This is a genomic window from Nocardia sp. NPDC020380, from assembly GCF_044386975.1.
Classification (GTDB): Bacteria; Actinomycetota; Actinomycetes; order Mycobacteriales; family Mycobacteriaceae; genus Nocardia.
The window spans coordinates 48298-62810 of sequence record NZ_JBIRVQ010000013.1 but is presented as its reverse complement, the minus strand read 5'-3'; the positions used below and the strand labels follow the sequence as shown (position 1 = coordinate 62810).

Here is a 14513-nt window from a genome sequence, read left to right as displayed (position 1 = left end):
AGGGGGTTCCACGCGGCGGAACTCTGTGCAGACAATCGGGGAGTTCGAGTTTGGCAGTTCGTTTGGCATGGGGCGTGCTCGCGGAGCGTGACCTGGGGGCCTGGTTCCTGGACACCGGCGAACCGGTGGACCCGCGCGATCACGACGCGCCCGAAGGGGCGGCGGTGGCGCTGGGACCGAAGAACGCCGCGCCCGAACAGGTTGCGGCCGCGCGGGAATCGCTGCGGCAGCTCGTCGAAGACGGCGGCCTGGTGGCCGCGGGCGCCGGCGTCGACCTCGGTGCGGGATTCGTCTCCGCACGCCTCGCCGGGGCCGGCGGGGATCGGCGCGACGCCGTACTGGCCGCACTGCGGGCGCTCGGCACGACGGGCGCGAGCCGACTGGGTGAGCGAACCGCCACCCTGGTAGCCCTCTTCGGCGTCACGGCGACGAAGCCCGTCGGCGCGGCCGCCGAACGTGCGATCGCCGAAGAACGCTGGCCCGCAGTCACTCTGGCCTCCGCGGCGGCCGACATCCTCGGACCCGAGCAACTCGAGCACATCCTGGCCTCGCCCGCACCTGACGGCGTAGACCCCATCCCCTCCGGCGCCCCGTCCGCCCTGGCCACCAACCTCCGCCGAGTACTCGAACCTCAGACGGATCGGGTGCCGGTGGAGGCGGATCACTGTGTGCCGCGGTTGGATTCGATTCCGCTGGCGGTGGCGGGCACCGCGCAGTTGATGGCGTTGGGGGCTACGCCGCCGGTGCGGTGCCGCGATTGGGGGAGGTTGTGTGCGGGGTTGTTGTCGAGTGGGTCGGTGATGCGGGCGTTGGTCGAGGAGTTCGAGGTGCCCGAGGTGGTGCTTGCGCACGAGGGGGAGGTGTTGCCGGAGATCGGTTTGCGGGTGGAGGTCGCTCGGAATGCGGGGCGGCTGGCCGAGTGGTCGGCTTATATGGGGAATTGCATTGCGGGGCCGTGGTACCAGGAAGAAGCGGTGCGCGGGCGCAGTGTGCTGCTGGCGTTGCGGGACGAGCGGGACACGATTCTGGTCAATGTCGAACTGCGCGCCGCGGGGCGCGGATGGTTCGTCAACGAGATCGGCGGGCGATTCAACGGGGAGCTCGATCCCGCGCTGCGGAAGTCGGTGCTGCGCTGGGTGTCGACTGTGCGCGCATTAGATGAAGACGACGCGGAAGTGCCCGATATCGATGTCCCGGTGCGGGTTCGGCGATCGGCTCTGGATCCGGTGCGCGAGATCAGGCCGGCGTTGTGCGCGTCGGTGCGCGGCACTCTGAAGGTAGCCGCGCCCGCACGACGGACGGTGGCGATCGTCGGCGTGGATGCGGATGGGGATCCGAAAACACTGACGGCCCTGCGTCGTTCGAGCTCCGACCGGCTGGCTCGGTTGTGTGTGGAGGCGCTGGAGAGCGGTCGTGTCACACTCGCGGAGTTGTGGTCGGCCACCGGCGCTCGTCCGCTGGCGGCTGCCGTTGCCGCGCAACCGGAGCGGACCTTGACCCGCTATCCGCGGCTGCACACGCTCGCCGCCGACGCTCCCATACCGTCGAAGCGGTTGCGCGACTTGGTGAAAGAACCCGATCTGGCGACCGCTCGATCCATGGATGTGGTCGCGACGCGGATGCGTGCGGTGCTCGGGGGATTGGCGCTGACCGGCGATCCGGCCTTCACGCGCGCGGTGATCCGGGAGCCGAGCATCGAGATGTTGTGCGCGCTGGTTCCGGTCGTCACCTGCCGGCCGGACAATCCGTTCCCGACCCTCGCGATCGCGGAGCCGCGCGCGGTGATCATGCCGGGCTTCCCGGCGTCGGACCTGTCCGATCCGGACGGCCCGTGGCAGCGGGCCTGGCCCGTCGCGGCCGAATTCGGTGCGGAGACCGAGAGATTCTGGGATCAGGTGGCGGAGACCGGTGTGCTGGTCCCCGCCACCTGGCTGGCGGCCGGCGGCTGGCAGGGCCTGTGGTCGAAGGCCGCCGCCCACGCGAAGCAGAGCTGACAGCTCAGGCGCGGGTGCTCAGCTCGTCCAGCACCTGCTTGGTGGTGGCGGTCAGGCCGAGGCGGGGGAAGATCTTGCCGACCGAGTGGTCGTGGGCGTCGGCATCGCGGTCGGCCATGGCGTCGGTCGCCAGCACCACGTGGTAGCCGTGCTCGTGCGCGGCGCGCGCGGTGGACTCCACGCCGATGCTGGTGGCGATGCCGGTCAGCACGATGCCGGTCACGCCGCGGCGGCGCAGCTGCAGATCCAGGTCGGTGCCGTGGAAGGCGCCCCACTGCCGCTTGGTGACCACGATGTCGGAGGGCTGCACCTCGAGCTCGTCGATGAGCTCGTCCCAGCCCTGCGGCGGGGTGCCGCGCATCGGCTGCTCGGTGCGCCCGGGCGGGACATCGGAGCCGTCGGCCGCGAACGTGACGCGGACCAGCACCACCGGCAGGCCCTGGGCGCGGAAGGCGCGGGCCAACTCGACATTGCGCGCCACCACGTCCTCGGTGCTGTGCGGGGCGACGGGCATGGCCGCCACGCCGCGCTGCAGGTCGATGACGACCAGGGCGGTGCGGGGATCGAGGAGATTCGAAGTCACGAAATGAATCCTGTTCTGCGAGTTGGAGATATCGAAAGGTTCGAGGTCAGGGTTCGACCAGCCGGTCCAGTAGCGGAATCGCGGCGATCAGCGAATCCTGTTCGGCGGCCGAGAGTTTCGTCGAGATCGCGGTGGCCAGCCAGCTTTCCTTGGCGCCCTGCGCGACCTTCAGCATGTGCTCGGCCTCGGGGCTGAGCGACATCAGCACCTGCCGATGATCGGTCGGATGCGGCGCCCGCACCACCAGCCCGCGTTCTTCGAGGGCCGCGAGGGTGACTCGCATGGACTGCGGCCGCACCTTCTCGGCGCGGGCGAGGTCGGCCACCGACAGTGCGCCATCGGTGGCCAGCCGGCTCATGACGACGGCCTGCGAGGGCGTGACATCCATCTCGCCACGCGCCGCCCGCAGTTGCCGCAGCAGTCTGCTGACCACCACTCGCAGCTCACCGGCCACATCGGCCAGTTCCGCCGCGGATCGTCCCTCGCCCTGTCCGCTCACGACCCCATCCTGCATTAAGTCAGCAAAACTTGCAAGTTAACCTGTCGATCCCGATTGGTTAGGGTGGGGGAATGTTGCGGGTGCTGGCGGTACAGAACTATCGATCACTGCAGCGTGTGGTGCTGCCGCTGGGCCGGCTGACCATCGTGACCGGGGCGAACGGCAGCGGCAAGTCGAGCCTGTACCGGGTGCTGCGACTACTGCGGGACTTCTCGCGCAACGGCGCCGTGGCGGCGCTGGCCAAGGAGGGCGGCCTGGATTCGACCCTGTGGGCGGGGGAGGGCCGCACACCCAAGGGCGAGCGCCTCGCGCTGCGCGTGGGCTTCGCGGGCGACGATTTCGGCTACGCGGCCGATCTGGGCATCCCGCCGCCGGCCGGTCCGAATACGCTGTTCGGCCGCGATCCGGAGATCAAGGCCGAAGCCGTCTGGGCCGGACCGGTCCTGCGGGCCTCCACCGCGCTGGCGGACCGGCGCGGGGCCGTCGTCCGATTGCGCGGCGAGAGCAATGGCTGGGGAATGGTCCCGCATCCGATGAAACCGTTCGACAGCATGCTCTCGGAAATATCGGATCCGCAGCGCGCACCCGATCTCCTGGTATTGCGTGACCGTATTCGCGGCTGGCGTTTCTACGATCATCTGCGCACCGATTCCGATGCCCCCGCCCGCGCACCCCAGATCGGTACCCGGACAATGGCACTGGCCCATGACGGCGCGGATGTCGCGGCGGCCTTGCAGACCATTCTGGAAATCGGTGATACCGAAGCGTTGAACGAAGCGGTAGACCAAGCTTTTCCGGGCAGCCATATCGAAATCGTCAATCGCGACGGCCGATTCGAGCTGTTACTGCATCAGCCGGGACTGCTGCGCCCGCTGGGCACCGCGGAATTATCCGACGGCACACTGCGGTATCTGCTGCTGACCGCCGCGCTGCTGTCGCCGCGCCCGCCGGAACTGCTGGTCCTCAACGAGCCCGAGACCAGTCTGCACCCGGAATTGCTCAGCCCGCTGGGCCGGCTCATCGCCGGGGTCTCGGAACGGACACAGGTTGTGGTGGTCACCCACGCCGAGGAACTGGTCGGTGTGATGGAGGAGTACGCCACCGACCCCTACCTGATCGAGCTGGTCAAGGAGCTGGGCGCCACCGGCGTCGCGGGCCTGCGCCCGCTCGAGGAACCCGCCTGGTATTGGCCCGACCGTTAGTGCGGTGCGCCGGAAAAACATATTGTGTGAATCGTGAGTGTGGAATCTGTCGACGAGTCCGGCCCGCTGCCCCGTGGGCGGCACGGGCTGACTCGCGAACAGGTGGTGACATCGCAGTATCGACGCCTGTGCACCGCCGTGCTGGAAGCGGTAGGGGAACAGGGGTATGCGGCCACCACGGTGTCCGATATCGTGACGCGCGCGCAAGTGGCGCGGCGCACGTTTTATGCCGTCTTCGGCACCAAGGACGAATGTTTCGCCGCCGCCTATGATCTCGCCGTCGGCGCGGCGCTGGATCAGCTGAAGGAGACCGTCACCGGGCTGCAGGGGGTGAGTTTCGCCGAGCGCGTGCGCATTTCCTTCGAAATATATTTGGGCGTGCTCTCCACCCAGCCCGGAGCCGCCCGCGCCCTGTATGTCGAAACCCTCGCGGCGGGGCCCGGATTGGTGGCCCACCGCGCCCGCGTGCACGAACGCTTCGCCGACTACATCATGGCCGTCGCCCACGTCGGTGTCCGGGACGGTGAACTGCCCGGCGAACCCGACCGGCAGCTGGTCGATATGCTGCTCGGCGGCATCGACGATCGCGTCCGCAACTGCCTGCACCAACGGGGTGCGGCGGACCTGCCGCAACTGGTCCCGCTGTTCACGCGCACCGCCATCGCCATCACCCGGATCCCCGCCGCCTGACGGCTGTACGAAAGCACAACACGCCACACCGGTGCGTCGGTAACCACTGTCACCTGACACACCGCCGGTGACACGGGCCACACTATCGCCCTACGGTCGCAATCGAATTCGACGACGACTGTCGATTCACGCGAAGCAGTAGGAGAGTTCATGAGGCCGACCATCCGGGCACTGGGAAGTGCCGTCTTCGCCAGTGCGACCGCCGCGGCGGTGGCATTCTCGAGCGGTGTGGCGAACGCCGATCCGGCCGATACCGGCAGCGGTTCGGGCTCGGGCAGCGCGAGCTTCGCCAGCGATGCCATCGGCCCCGGCCCCGAGATGACCTCGTTCCTGGGCGCGTTCGCCTACGGCCTCGCCCATCCCGATGCCGCGCCGCCCGGCGCGAATGACTGGAATTGCAAGCCCAGCCCCGAACATCCGCAGCCCGTCGTGCTGGTGCACGGCACCTGGCTCAATACCTACGACAGTTTCGCCTACCTGTCCCCGCAGATCGCCCGCGCCGGATTCTGTGTATTCGCCTTCAATTTCGGCCGCGAGAACATTCTCAGCGGCGGGGGACTGGGCACCATCCTGCCGGGTCGCTACGGCGTCGGCCCGATGGAGGATTCCGCCGAGCAGCTCGCGCAATTCGTCGACCGCGTATTGGCGGCCACCGGCGCGCAGTCGGTGGATATCGTCGGCCATTCGCAGGGTGGCCCGGTCACGAGCCAATACCTGAAATTCGATGGCGGTCAGGGGAAGGTCGCCAAGGTCATCACCTTCGGCGCCACCAACCACGGCACCACGCTGCTGGGCATCGCCTCGCTGGGCCGGTTCATCGAGAACCTGGGCCTGGACATCATGGGCTTCGACGAACCGTTCATCGGGCAGGCCAATGTGGAGCAGGCCGTCGGCTCGCCGTTCTACGCCAAGCTGAACGCGGACGGCGACACCGTGCCCGGCGTCGACTACACCGCGGTCGGCACCGTGCACGACGAGATCTCCAATCCCTACGACTGGACCTTCCTGACCGCCGGTCCCGGCGCCACGGTCGACAACATCACCCTCCAACAGGATTGCGACCAGGACCTTTCCGACCACCTGACCATCATGTACTCGCCGCGGGCGGCCTCCATCGCCCTGCACGCCCTGGATCCGGCCGCACATCCGGATCTGCAATGCAGCTTCAACCCCTGGGTCATCGGCGGCAGCGGTCACCTCTGACCACCGCCCGGACCACCCTGTTCGAACCGTTGCGCACTGCCCGGAAAGGATCACGATGACGATCGGCGACTGCGTCGAAACCCTCGGTCTACCAGTGGATTCCGAGCCACCGAGCAGGAGGCCGCTGCTGCCGCACGACGACTCGTTCTATCACTCGCCGATCGCCCTCGAGAATGTCGAACCGGGCGCCATCCTGCGCACCCGCAGTGTGCGGCTCGGCCTGTTCGGCCTCATCCCGCAGCGGGTCCGCGCCTGGCAGCTGCTGTATCGCTCCACCGATCTGAACGGCCTGCCGGAAGCCGCGGTGACCACCGTGCTGCTGCCCTGGGACGCCGACCCCGCCGCCTCGCGCCCGCTGATCTCGTTCCAGTGCGCCATCGACGCCGTGGCCCCGAAGTGCTTCCCCTCCTACGCATTACGGCATCGCGCCCGGGCGCTGGGCGCCATTCCGCAGCTCGAACTCCCGCTCATCGCCGCCGCGCTGCGGCAGGGCTGGGCGGTCTCGGTACCCGATCACGAAGGGCTGCACGGCCATTTCGGCGCGGCCCGCGAACCCGGCTATCGCGCGCTCGACGGGCTCCGCGCGGCCCTGCGCTTCGAACCACTGGGGCTGGACCCGCGTACGAAGATCGGATTGTGGGGCTACTCCGGCGGCGGGCTGGCCACCGCCTGGGCCGCGGAGCTGGCCGCGAGCTATGCGCCGGAACTCGATATCGTCGGCGCGGTGGCGGGCTCACCGGTGGGTGATCCGGCGGCGGCGTTCGTGCGGCTCAACGGTTCTCCGTATGCGGGGTTCGCCATGGTCTTCACGGCCGGGCTGCGCCGCGCGTACCCGCGCCTGGACCATCAGCTGCGCACCCAGTTGTCCGCCGAATACATGGCGCTACTGCTGCGCGCCGAGACCACCGCGACGCTGCCGCTGCTGGCCCGCTTCGCCGGGCGGAATGCCAACCGCCACATCAAGGGTGGCGTCGGCGCCATGCTCACACGCCCGGAAATGCGGACGGTGCTCGCCGATATCGAGCCCGGCGCGCATACGCCCGCCATGCCGCTGTTCATCCTGCAGGGCGTGCACGACGAGGTGATCGCGGTGGCCGATGTGGACGCCCACGTCGAGCGCTACCTCGCGCGGGGCACGCATGTGCGGTATGTCCGGGACCGGCTCAGCACTCATCTCCCGCTGCAGTTCATCGGCATCCCCGCCATGGTCGGCTGGCTCGCCGACAGATTCGCCGATCGCCCGCTCCCGGCGGCCGGCGTCGAAACGGTGTGGTCGGTGGGATGGTCGCGCAGGGCGCTGTCCGGGCACGCCTCGTTCGCCGCACTGCTGGGATCCATGCTGTCGGGCCGGCCGATCTGCGTCCGCTCCGCGCGCCGGTAACTGCGGGCCACCAGCGCTGAACGTAAGTACCACAACCCGGACGGCTGCGCCGGATCGAATCCGGTGAGCTGTCCGATCCGCTTGAGCCGGTTGTCCACGGTATTGGTGTGCACTCCGAGCAGCCGTGCCGTGTGGCGCCGGCTCAGGTCGTTGCCGATATGGCGGCGCAGTGTTTCCAGGAGTTCCGGATGCTCCTCCAGTGGATCGAGGAGTGTCCCGAGGTATTCGCGGCCCGGTCCCGGCCGGGTCAGCTGGTATTCCATGGCCAGGTCGTCGAACCGGTAGAGGCCGGGCTCGCACTGCAGGCGCTGCACCATGTCCAGGAGTTCGTGCGCCTGCTCGGCGGCCTCGGGGATCCGCGGGGTCTCGGCGTGGATGTAGGTGGCGGTGATGAATACCTGTGCGGCCGTGGACAGTCCGTCGATCAGCTCGTCGAGGTCGGCGGCCACGGGTGCGCTCGCGGGGAGCAGCACCGTGCCGCCGTCCGCGCCGAGCAGGGACAGCGCCGCGCCGCCGCAGCGTGCGGCCAGTTCGGATTGGATGCGCCGCAGCTTGCGCCGGGCCACCACCTCGCCGTCCACGCTCGGATCGGATTCGCCCGGATGCGGTGGAACGCTCAGCGCCAGAATGTAATACGACTCGTCGATGGAAACCCCGCTGGCGCGGGCCATGGTCGCGGCCGAATGTCCGGACAGCAGAGCTGAAGTCACCGTGTGCACCGCCGTGTGATGCTCGGCCACCACGGCCCGGTGCTCGTGCACGTAGGCGACGGCGAAGGCCGAGTCCACCATGGCCAGGACCTCGAACAGGCGGCGCGCGGTCACGGCCAGCCGGGCGTAGTCCTCCGGTCCGGTCGCGTCGACGATGAGATCGAAACCGAGCGCGAACCCGTCGTGCACGGCGCGGTGGATGGTGCCGATGGGAATGCCCTCACGCGCCCAATCCGCGCCCGCGCGTTGCAGCCGTTCGATTTTCGCGGTCACATCCTGACCTTCGAGGACGCCGTGCGCGAGTTCCAGGCAGGTCCGGGTCACCGCGGTGACCTCCCCGCGCAGTGCGTCGCCGGGCAGTGTGCCGCAGCGCGCCACGTGCTCGGCGAAGTGCGCGACCAGCGTGCGCGAGAGGGTCCGGACATCTTGCAGCGGAAGGGAAATCGGAGCCGCGGTCGAGGCGGCACCCCGGATCGCCCCGGGGTTCGCGCCCGGGAGTGTCCCCGGAAGATTCTCGGATGGCGTTGATCTGATCATTGCGACTCCACCACAGCTCTCTAGGAACGCCGTAGTTCCTACTGGCCCGTAACTGTAGTGCCGGTCACGTTGCGCTGCAACAAGCTCCGATACCTTGTTCATGAATACATACGGCCGTATGCTTTATTTGTGGCCGCCATAGCGCACCCCCTGACCGAGTCCACCGACCCGCACTGCCTGCGTGAATCCGACGCCGCGGCACTGCTCTACGACGCGCCCTGGCGCCGCTTCGCTGCCATCGGCGACAGCCTGTCCCTGGGCGTGAGCGACCCCAGCCCCGGGTACGCGAACCTCGGCTGGGCCGAGCGGGTTTCGCGCATCCTGCGCCGGGTGCACCCGGATCTGGCCTACCTGAACACCGGCCGGATCGGCGCCACCACCGCCCAGGCGCTGACCGAGCAGTCGCGCGCGATTCTCGAATTCGGGCCCGACCTGCTCTATGTGCCCAGCGGGGCAAACGATCTCGTGCGACGGGAACCGGATTTCGCGGTGATCGAACACGACCTGACCCGCATGTACGAGCTCGCGGTGCGGGTCGGCGCGCAACCCCTGGCCTTCACGCTGGGCCGGGCGTACGTCGTGCCGGTCTTCCCGGATTGGCGGGACCGGGTCCGCCGCGTCAATGACATCACCCGGACCCTGGCCGCGAAGTACGACGCCGTGCTCGCGGACGTCTGGGACCACCCGCTCAACGATCGCGAGAACCTGTTGAGCGCGGACGGAATTCACTTCTCGACTTCGGGTCAAGCGGTCTTGGCGGCCGAGGTCGTCAAGCAATTGGCGTATCGGCTGGGCACGGCGTAGAGAGTACGATCGGCCGTATGGACAGTGCCGCGGGCGAGATCACCGACAAGCGCCTGCTGCGCGGCTCGCGGACCCGGCAGGCGGTGCTCACCAAGGCCGTCGACATCGCCTCCCTGGACAGCCTGGAAGGCTTGAGCTTCGGCCGCCTCGCCACCGAGACCGGACTCAGCAAGGCCGGCATCCAGACCCTGTTCCGCACCAAGGAAACCCTGCAACTGGCCACCATCGACCACGCGCGCACCGTCTTCATCGACTCGGTGACCGGGCCCGCCCGCGCGGAACCCCGTGGCGTGCAACGCTTGCGGGCCTTCATCGACCGCTGGCTCGACTATGTCGAGCAGCCGGTCTTCACCGGCGGCTGCTTCCAGGTGGCGAACCTCGCCGAATTCGACAGCCGGCCCGGGCCGGTGCGCGACGCGCTGTTCCGCAATCAGCGGGAATGGGTGGACCTGCTGGCCCGGGAACTGCGCCGCGCCGTCGAATACGGCGAGATCGCCGACCTGGACGCCGATCTCGTGGCCTTCCAGATCGACGCGGTACTGCGCTCGGGCAATACCGCCCTGCGGCTCGGGGACACCGAGGTGGTGTACAAGATCCGCAGGGTGGTGGACGGCCTCCTGGTTCCGCCGCGCGCTCAGTGAGTCAGCGCGCCGAAGAACTCGCGGATATCACCGGCCAGTAGCTCCGGCACCTCCAGCGCGGGGAAGTGGCCGCCGGAGTAGAACTCCGACCAGTGCACGATATTGTGCGCGCGCTCGGCGAAGCGGCGGATGGCGAAATCGGCCGTGGGGAACACCGCGACACCCGTCGGGACCGTACCCTTGGGCTTGGGCGCGAACATGCTCGCATCGTGGAAGCGCTCGTAGTAGTAATTTGACACGCTGCGGGCGGTATCGGTGAGCCAGTAGATGGTGACCGTGGTGAGAATCCGGTCGCGGTCGATGGCCTGCTCCGGCAGCTCGTGCGCGGCATCGGTCCATTCCTTGTACTTCTCCACGATCCAACCGAGCTGTCCCACCGGCGAATCCGCCAGCAACTGCGCCAGGGTGTCCGGGCGGGAACCGGCCAGCTGCATATACGCCGAACCGTTGTCCTGGAACTCCTTCATGGCCGCCAGCCGGCGGTGATCGGACTCGGAGAGCGCGGCCATATCGGCCGGATCGCCGGTCGGGAAGGTGACCAGGGCATTGGCGTGGACACCGATCACATGCTCGGCGTGCTCACGCGCCAGGCGCGGGCCGATGAACGCCCCGTGGTCGCCGCCCTGCACGCCGTAGCGGTCGTAGCCCAGGCGGGCCATGAGCTCGGCCAGCGCGCCCGCGACCTTGCCGTCGTGCCAGCCGGTTTCGGTCAAGGGACCGGAGAAACCGTGGCCCGGCAGGGTCGGGATGACCAGGTGGAAGGCCGGGGCCTGGGCGTCATCCGGGGCGGTGAGCGGGGCGATCAGGTCCAGGAAATCTGCCGGGGTGCCGGGCCAGCCGTGGATCAGCAGCAGCGGCGTGGCATCGGCGCGCTCGGAACGGATGTGCAGGAAGTGGATGTGCTGCCCGTCGATCTCGGTGGTGAACTGCGGGTGCTCGTTGAGGCTCGCTTCGATTGCGCGCCAATCGAACTTCTCGGCCCAGTGCGTGGCCAGCTCGCGCAGGTACGAGGTCGGTACGCCGCGCTCCCATCCGGCGCCGGGGACCTCGTCGACCCAGCGGGCGCGGGTCAGGCGGGCGCGGAGATCGTCCAGGTCGGCCTGCGGGATGTCGATGCGGAAGGGGTGGATGGCTGTTTCGCTCATGACTTCGATACTTCTGCTGAAGCCCAGGTCAGCACATCACGAGAATTCGTTATTTAGTGGCCGTGCTGCGCGCTTTACGTGCCACCCGGCATGATTTGCGGGTGGTGAGTTTTCCCGGGAGCAGCGCCCTGGTCGGGCGGGGCGCCGACCTGGCCGTACTGGTGGACGCGGTCGATGCGCGGCAGACCCATACCGTGCTGGTGGCGGGCGAGGCGGGGATCGGGAAGTCGCGGCTGGTGGGGGAGTTCACCGGGCGACTCGATCCGAAGACGCCGGTGCTGATCGGGCGGTGTCCCGAATTCGGTACCGGCGGTGTGGCTTTCGCGCCGTTTCTCGCGGTACTGCGGGGGCTGATCCGGCAGCTCGGCGTCGAAGGGGTTGCCGCGCTGCTGCCGCCGCGGCCCGCGCTGTCGAACTGGCTACCGCAGTTGGCGGTGCATACCGGCGGCGCCGCGGTGGACGCCGATCGGCTGCGCTTGTTCGGTGAGATCCTCACGCTGCTGGAACAACTCGCCGCGACCGGGCCCGTCGTGCTGATCCTGGAAGACCTGCACTGGGCCGACGAGGCCAGCCGCGAACTGCTGACCTTCCTCGTCGCCAACCTGACCGCGGGCGAAGTGCTGCTGGTCTGCACCTACCGGCCCGGGGATGCGGGCCCGCTGCGCGGTCTGGTCGCGGAACTACGCCGCGACCCTGGCGTACAGGTGCTGGACCTGCAACCGCTCACGCGCCACGAGGTCGGCCGGCAGCTCGCCGCGATCCTCGGTCGCGAACCGGAATCCATGCTCATCACCAAGGTGCATGAGCGCAGCGGCGGGAACCCGCTGTTCGTGGAGGCCCTCGGACAAGCGCCGGAGGCCGCGCCCGCGGATCTGACCGATCTGCTGCTGGGCTTCCAGAACGGCCTGTCCGCCGATGCCCGGACGGTATTGCGCGTCGGGGCCGTCATCGGCGCCCCGATCCGCCACGACCTACTCGATGCGGCAGTCGACCTCCCGCCCGACGCTCTCCACCCGGCCCTCCGTGACCTGGTCGACCGGCGGCTCTTGCTCACCACCGACACCGGCTACGAATTCCGGCACGTCCTCATCCGCCAAGCCATCTACGACGATCTCCTCCCGGCCGAACGCGTCCGCATACACGCCCACCTGGTGGAAGTCCTGGCGGCACAGCCCGATTCGTCTCCCGCCGACCTGGCCCACCATGCCGCCGCGGCAGGCGACCTGCCCTTGGCCCTGAGCTCCTATTGGCAGGCGGCGCCAGCGGTTCCAGCGGCGCACCCGGAGCGCCTCCGCCTGCTCGACCAGGTCCTCGACCTCTGGGATCACACCCCCGAGCCCGATCGGATCATCGGCACCACGAAACTCGCACTGCTGGAACAGATCGTCGAGACGGCCATGGCCAGTGGCGCGATCGAACGCGGAATCGCGGCCGCCACCGCCGCCCTCGCCCTGGCCGGCTACCTGGACTCTCCGCCCGCGGGCCCGCACGCGCCCGCTCCCACCTCCGCGTCCGGTGATATCGAGTCGCAACGGATGTCGGAGGCGGTGGGCCCCGTCCGTAGCGGGAGTACCTCGCGCGCTGGAGGATTCGGCGCCGGAGACGGAGACGTGGTGCCGAGCGCCGGCGGTGGCGGCGCCAGCGCGACACCGGATGCGGTCGAGCTCGAGCGCGTGGCACGGTTGTATCGGCAGCGGGGGTTTCTGCGGAGCAGTACCGGGGCCGGGCCGGGAACGGATCTGGCTCGGGCGCTGGAGTTGCTGCCCGAGGGGGAGGTGAGCCTCGAGCGCGGCGAGACGCTGGTGCAGGCGGCGCAAGTCCGGATATTCGGCGGGGACACGGCTGGCACCGCGCGGTTGGCCGGAGCAGCGCTCGAAGTGGGGGAGCAGTTGGGCGCGGGCGCCGTTGTCGCCCGGGCCAGCGCGATGCTGGGATTGGTTGCGGCCGACCGGATCGATACGGCGCGTGATCATTTCACGCGGGCTCATGCGGCTGCGGCGGCCGGCGGGGATGCGCGGGTGCTCTTGGATGTGGTCACCTGGGAGTCGGCCGTGCTGCACGGCGCCGGGCGATATCGTGAGGCCATCGCGGTCATTCAGCAGGGGCTGCGGGCGGCGCATGAAAGCTTCCGGTTCACCGAGGCGGCGCCGATTCTGCTCGTGAAATGGACGCAGTCGCTGGCCGCGCTGGGCCGATGGGGCGAGGCGCGGGCGGTCGTGGACGAGACGCAGTTCGACCAGCTGCCGCCACTCAGCCGGGCCGCGCTGCTGCTGTCGTACGCGAATATCTCGGTGGCGCAGGGGAATCCGGAGTCGGCCGAGCGGGAGGCGACGGTCGCCGAACACCTGCTGGGGGACAGTCGATGGGCGCAGCAGTATCGGTTGCAGTTGTACGCGCTGCGCTCACTGCTCGCCCTCGATCAGGGCGATGCGCGCGGTGCGGCTGCCGTGCTGGGAGTGGTCGACGCCCTCGACGGCATGGCGGCAACGCTTCTCGCGCATCCGCACGAGGCATGGCCGCTGGTGGTACTGGCGGCGCGGACTCCCGGTGCGCCGGCCGGACTGCTGGCGTTGGCCGAATCGCTGTCCCAGGCTTCGCCAGTGGATGTGGCGCAGCATGCCGTCTTCGCCGCCTACCGAGAAGACTCTGTGGCGCACTGGAAGACCGCCGCGGCGGCATGGCGGGAACTGGAGCAGCCCTTCGACGAGGCGCGGTGCCTGCTCGCGGCGGCCGAATCGGCTGTGGCGGTGCGGGATCGGAACAACGCGGCTACCGATCTTCGAGCGGCCATGGAGATCGCCGTCCGCCTGGGGGCCGAACCGCTGGCCGAGGCTGCTGCGCAGTTCGGGGCTCGCGCCGGGATTCTGAAGGAAGATCCGGCACGCGAGGACCCGAAACCACAGGGGAACGGTGAATTACGCACCTACGGCCTCACCACACGGGAGCGTGAGGTCTTGGGCCTGGTCGCCAAGGGGCTGAGCAATCGGGGGCTCGCGTCCGAGTTGTTCATCAGCGTGAACACCGCCGGTGTGCACGTCTCACGCATCCTCACCAAACTCGGCGTCGCCAGCCGCACCGAGGCCGCGGCCTTCGCTCGCGACCACGGCCTCGTCTAGGTGTGAAT

11 protein-coding genes and 1 pseudogene are annotated in these 14513 nt (G+C 68.9%); 8 read left to right on the top strand and 4 right to left on the bottom strand.

Annotation, left to right across the window (positions count from 1 at the left end; translation table 11 throughout):
• The first annotated feature begins 50 nt into the window (after positions 1-50).
• The gene (locus ACH438_RS32465; protein ID WP_397012208.1) at positions 51-1994 is read left to right on the top strand and encodes a hypothetical protein; all 1944 of its coding nucleotides are present in this window, start codon (positions 51-53) and stop codon (positions 1992-1994) included.
• Positions 1995-1998: 4 nt separating this feature from the next.
• Here ACH438_RS32465 and ACH438_RS32460 read toward each other — a convergent pair whose 3' ends face one another.
• Positions 1999-2577 (bottom strand): hydrolase, encoded by a 579-nt coding sequence (locus ACH438_RS32460; protein WP_397012206.1) that lies wholly within the window; start codon positions 2575-2577, stop codon positions 1999-2001.
• 46 nt (positions 2578-2623) lie between these two features.
• A complete protein-coding gene (locus ACH438_RS32455; protein WP_397012204.1) occupies positions 2624-3076 on the bottom strand; it encodes a MarR family winged helix-turn-helix transcriptional regulator in 453 nt (150 codons plus the stop codon).
• A gap of 71 nt (positions 3077-3147) precedes the next feature.
• On the opposite strand from ACH438_RS32455, the gene ACH438_RS32450 reads away from it, so the two are divergent.
• The 4 genes and pseudogenes from ACH438_RS32450 to ACH438_RS32435 form a co-directional block, all read left to right on the top strand.
• On the top strand, positions 3148-4278 hold the full coding sequence (locus ACH438_RS32450) for an AAA family ATPase (protein ID WP_397012202.1): 1131 nt from the start codon (positions 3148-3150) through the stop codon (positions 4276-4278).
• Positions 4279-4311: 33 nt separating this feature from the next.
• Positions 4312-4968 carry a TetR/AcrR family transcriptional regulator gene (locus tag ACH438_RS32445; protein ID WP_397012200.1) on the top strand — a complete coding sequence of 219 codons (657 nt, stop codon included), beginning with the start codon at positions 4312-4314 and terminating at the stop codon, positions 4966-4968.
• A gap of 150 nt (positions 4969-5118) precedes the next feature.
• Positions 5119-6171, top strand: a complete 1053-nt coding sequence (locus ACH438_RS32440; RefSeq protein WP_397012198.1) for an esterase/lipase family protein — start codon at positions 5119-5121, stop codon at positions 6169-6171.
• A 55-nt stretch (positions 6172-6226) separates the two neighbouring features.
• A pseudogene (locus tag ACH438_RS32435) lies at positions 6227-7354 on the top strand (lipase family protein); the annotation flags it as partial.
• On the opposite strand, the gene ACH438_RS32430 reads toward ACH438_RS32435, so the two are convergent.
• Positions 7342-8799: a PucR family transcriptional regulator gene (locus ACH438_RS32430; RefSeq protein ID WP_397012196.1), complete on the bottom strand. Its 1458-nt coding sequence runs from the start codon at positions 8797-8799 to the stop codon at positions 7342-7344. The pseudogene ACH438_RS32435 and the gene ACH438_RS32430 sit on opposite strands and share 13 nt — an antisense overlap.
• Before the next feature lie 129 nt (positions 8800-8928).
• Here ACH438_RS32430 and ACH438_RS32425 point away from each other — a divergent pair, with 129 nt between their 5' ends.
• Complete coding sequence (locus ACH438_RS32425; protein WP_397012194.1) at positions 8929-9603, top strand: SGNH/GDSL hydrolase family protein; 675 nt, start codon at positions 8929-8931, stop codon at positions 9601-9603.
• 17 nt (positions 9604-9620) lie between these two features.
• Entirely contained in the window at positions 9621-10244 is a 624-nt protein-coding gene (locus tag ACH438_RS32420; protein WP_397012192.1) for a TetR/AcrR family transcriptional regulator, read from the top strand.
• Here ACH438_RS32420 and ACH438_RS32415 read toward each other — a convergent pair.
• The gene (locus ACH438_RS32415) at positions 10238-11389 is read right to left on the bottom strand and encodes an epoxide hydrolase family protein (RefSeq protein ID WP_397012190.1); all 1152 of its coding nucleotides are present in this window, start codon (positions 11387-11389) and stop codon (positions 10238-10240) included. The genes ACH438_RS32420 and ACH438_RS32415 overlap by 7 nt on opposite strands.
• Positions 11390-11490: 101 nt before the next feature.
• Between ACH438_RS32415 and ACH438_RS32410 the strand changes: the two genes are divergently transcribed.
• Entirely contained in the window at positions 11491-14505 is a 3015-nt protein-coding gene (locus tag ACH438_RS32410) for an AAA family ATPase (protein ID WP_397012188.1), read from the top strand.
• Positions 14506-14513: the final 8 nt, after the last annotated feature.

What these genes read in the sequence shown, in the direction of transcription:
- ACH438_RS32420 (WP_397012192.1), top strand. Translation starts at nt 9,621, where the DNA reads ATGGACAGTGCCGCGGGCGAGATCACCGACAAGCGCCTGCTGCGCGGC.
- ACH438_RS32440 (WP_397012198.1), top strand. Translation starts at nt 5,119, where the DNA reads ATGAGGCCGACCATCCGGGCACTGGGAAGTGCCGTCTTCGCCAGTGCG.
- ACH438_RS32430 (WP_397012196.1), bottom strand. Translation starts at nt 8,799, where the DNA reads ATGATCAGATCAACGCCATCCGAGAATCTTCCGGGGACACTCCCGGGC.
- ACH438_RS32415 (WP_397012190.1), bottom strand. Translation starts at nt 11,389, where the DNA reads ATGAGCGAAACAGCCATCCACCCCTTCCGCATCGACATCCCGCAGGCC.
- ACH438_RS32450 (WP_397012202.1), top strand. Translation starts at nt 3,148, where the DNA reads ATGTTGCGGGTGCTGGCGGTACAGAACTATCGATCACTGCAGCGTGTG.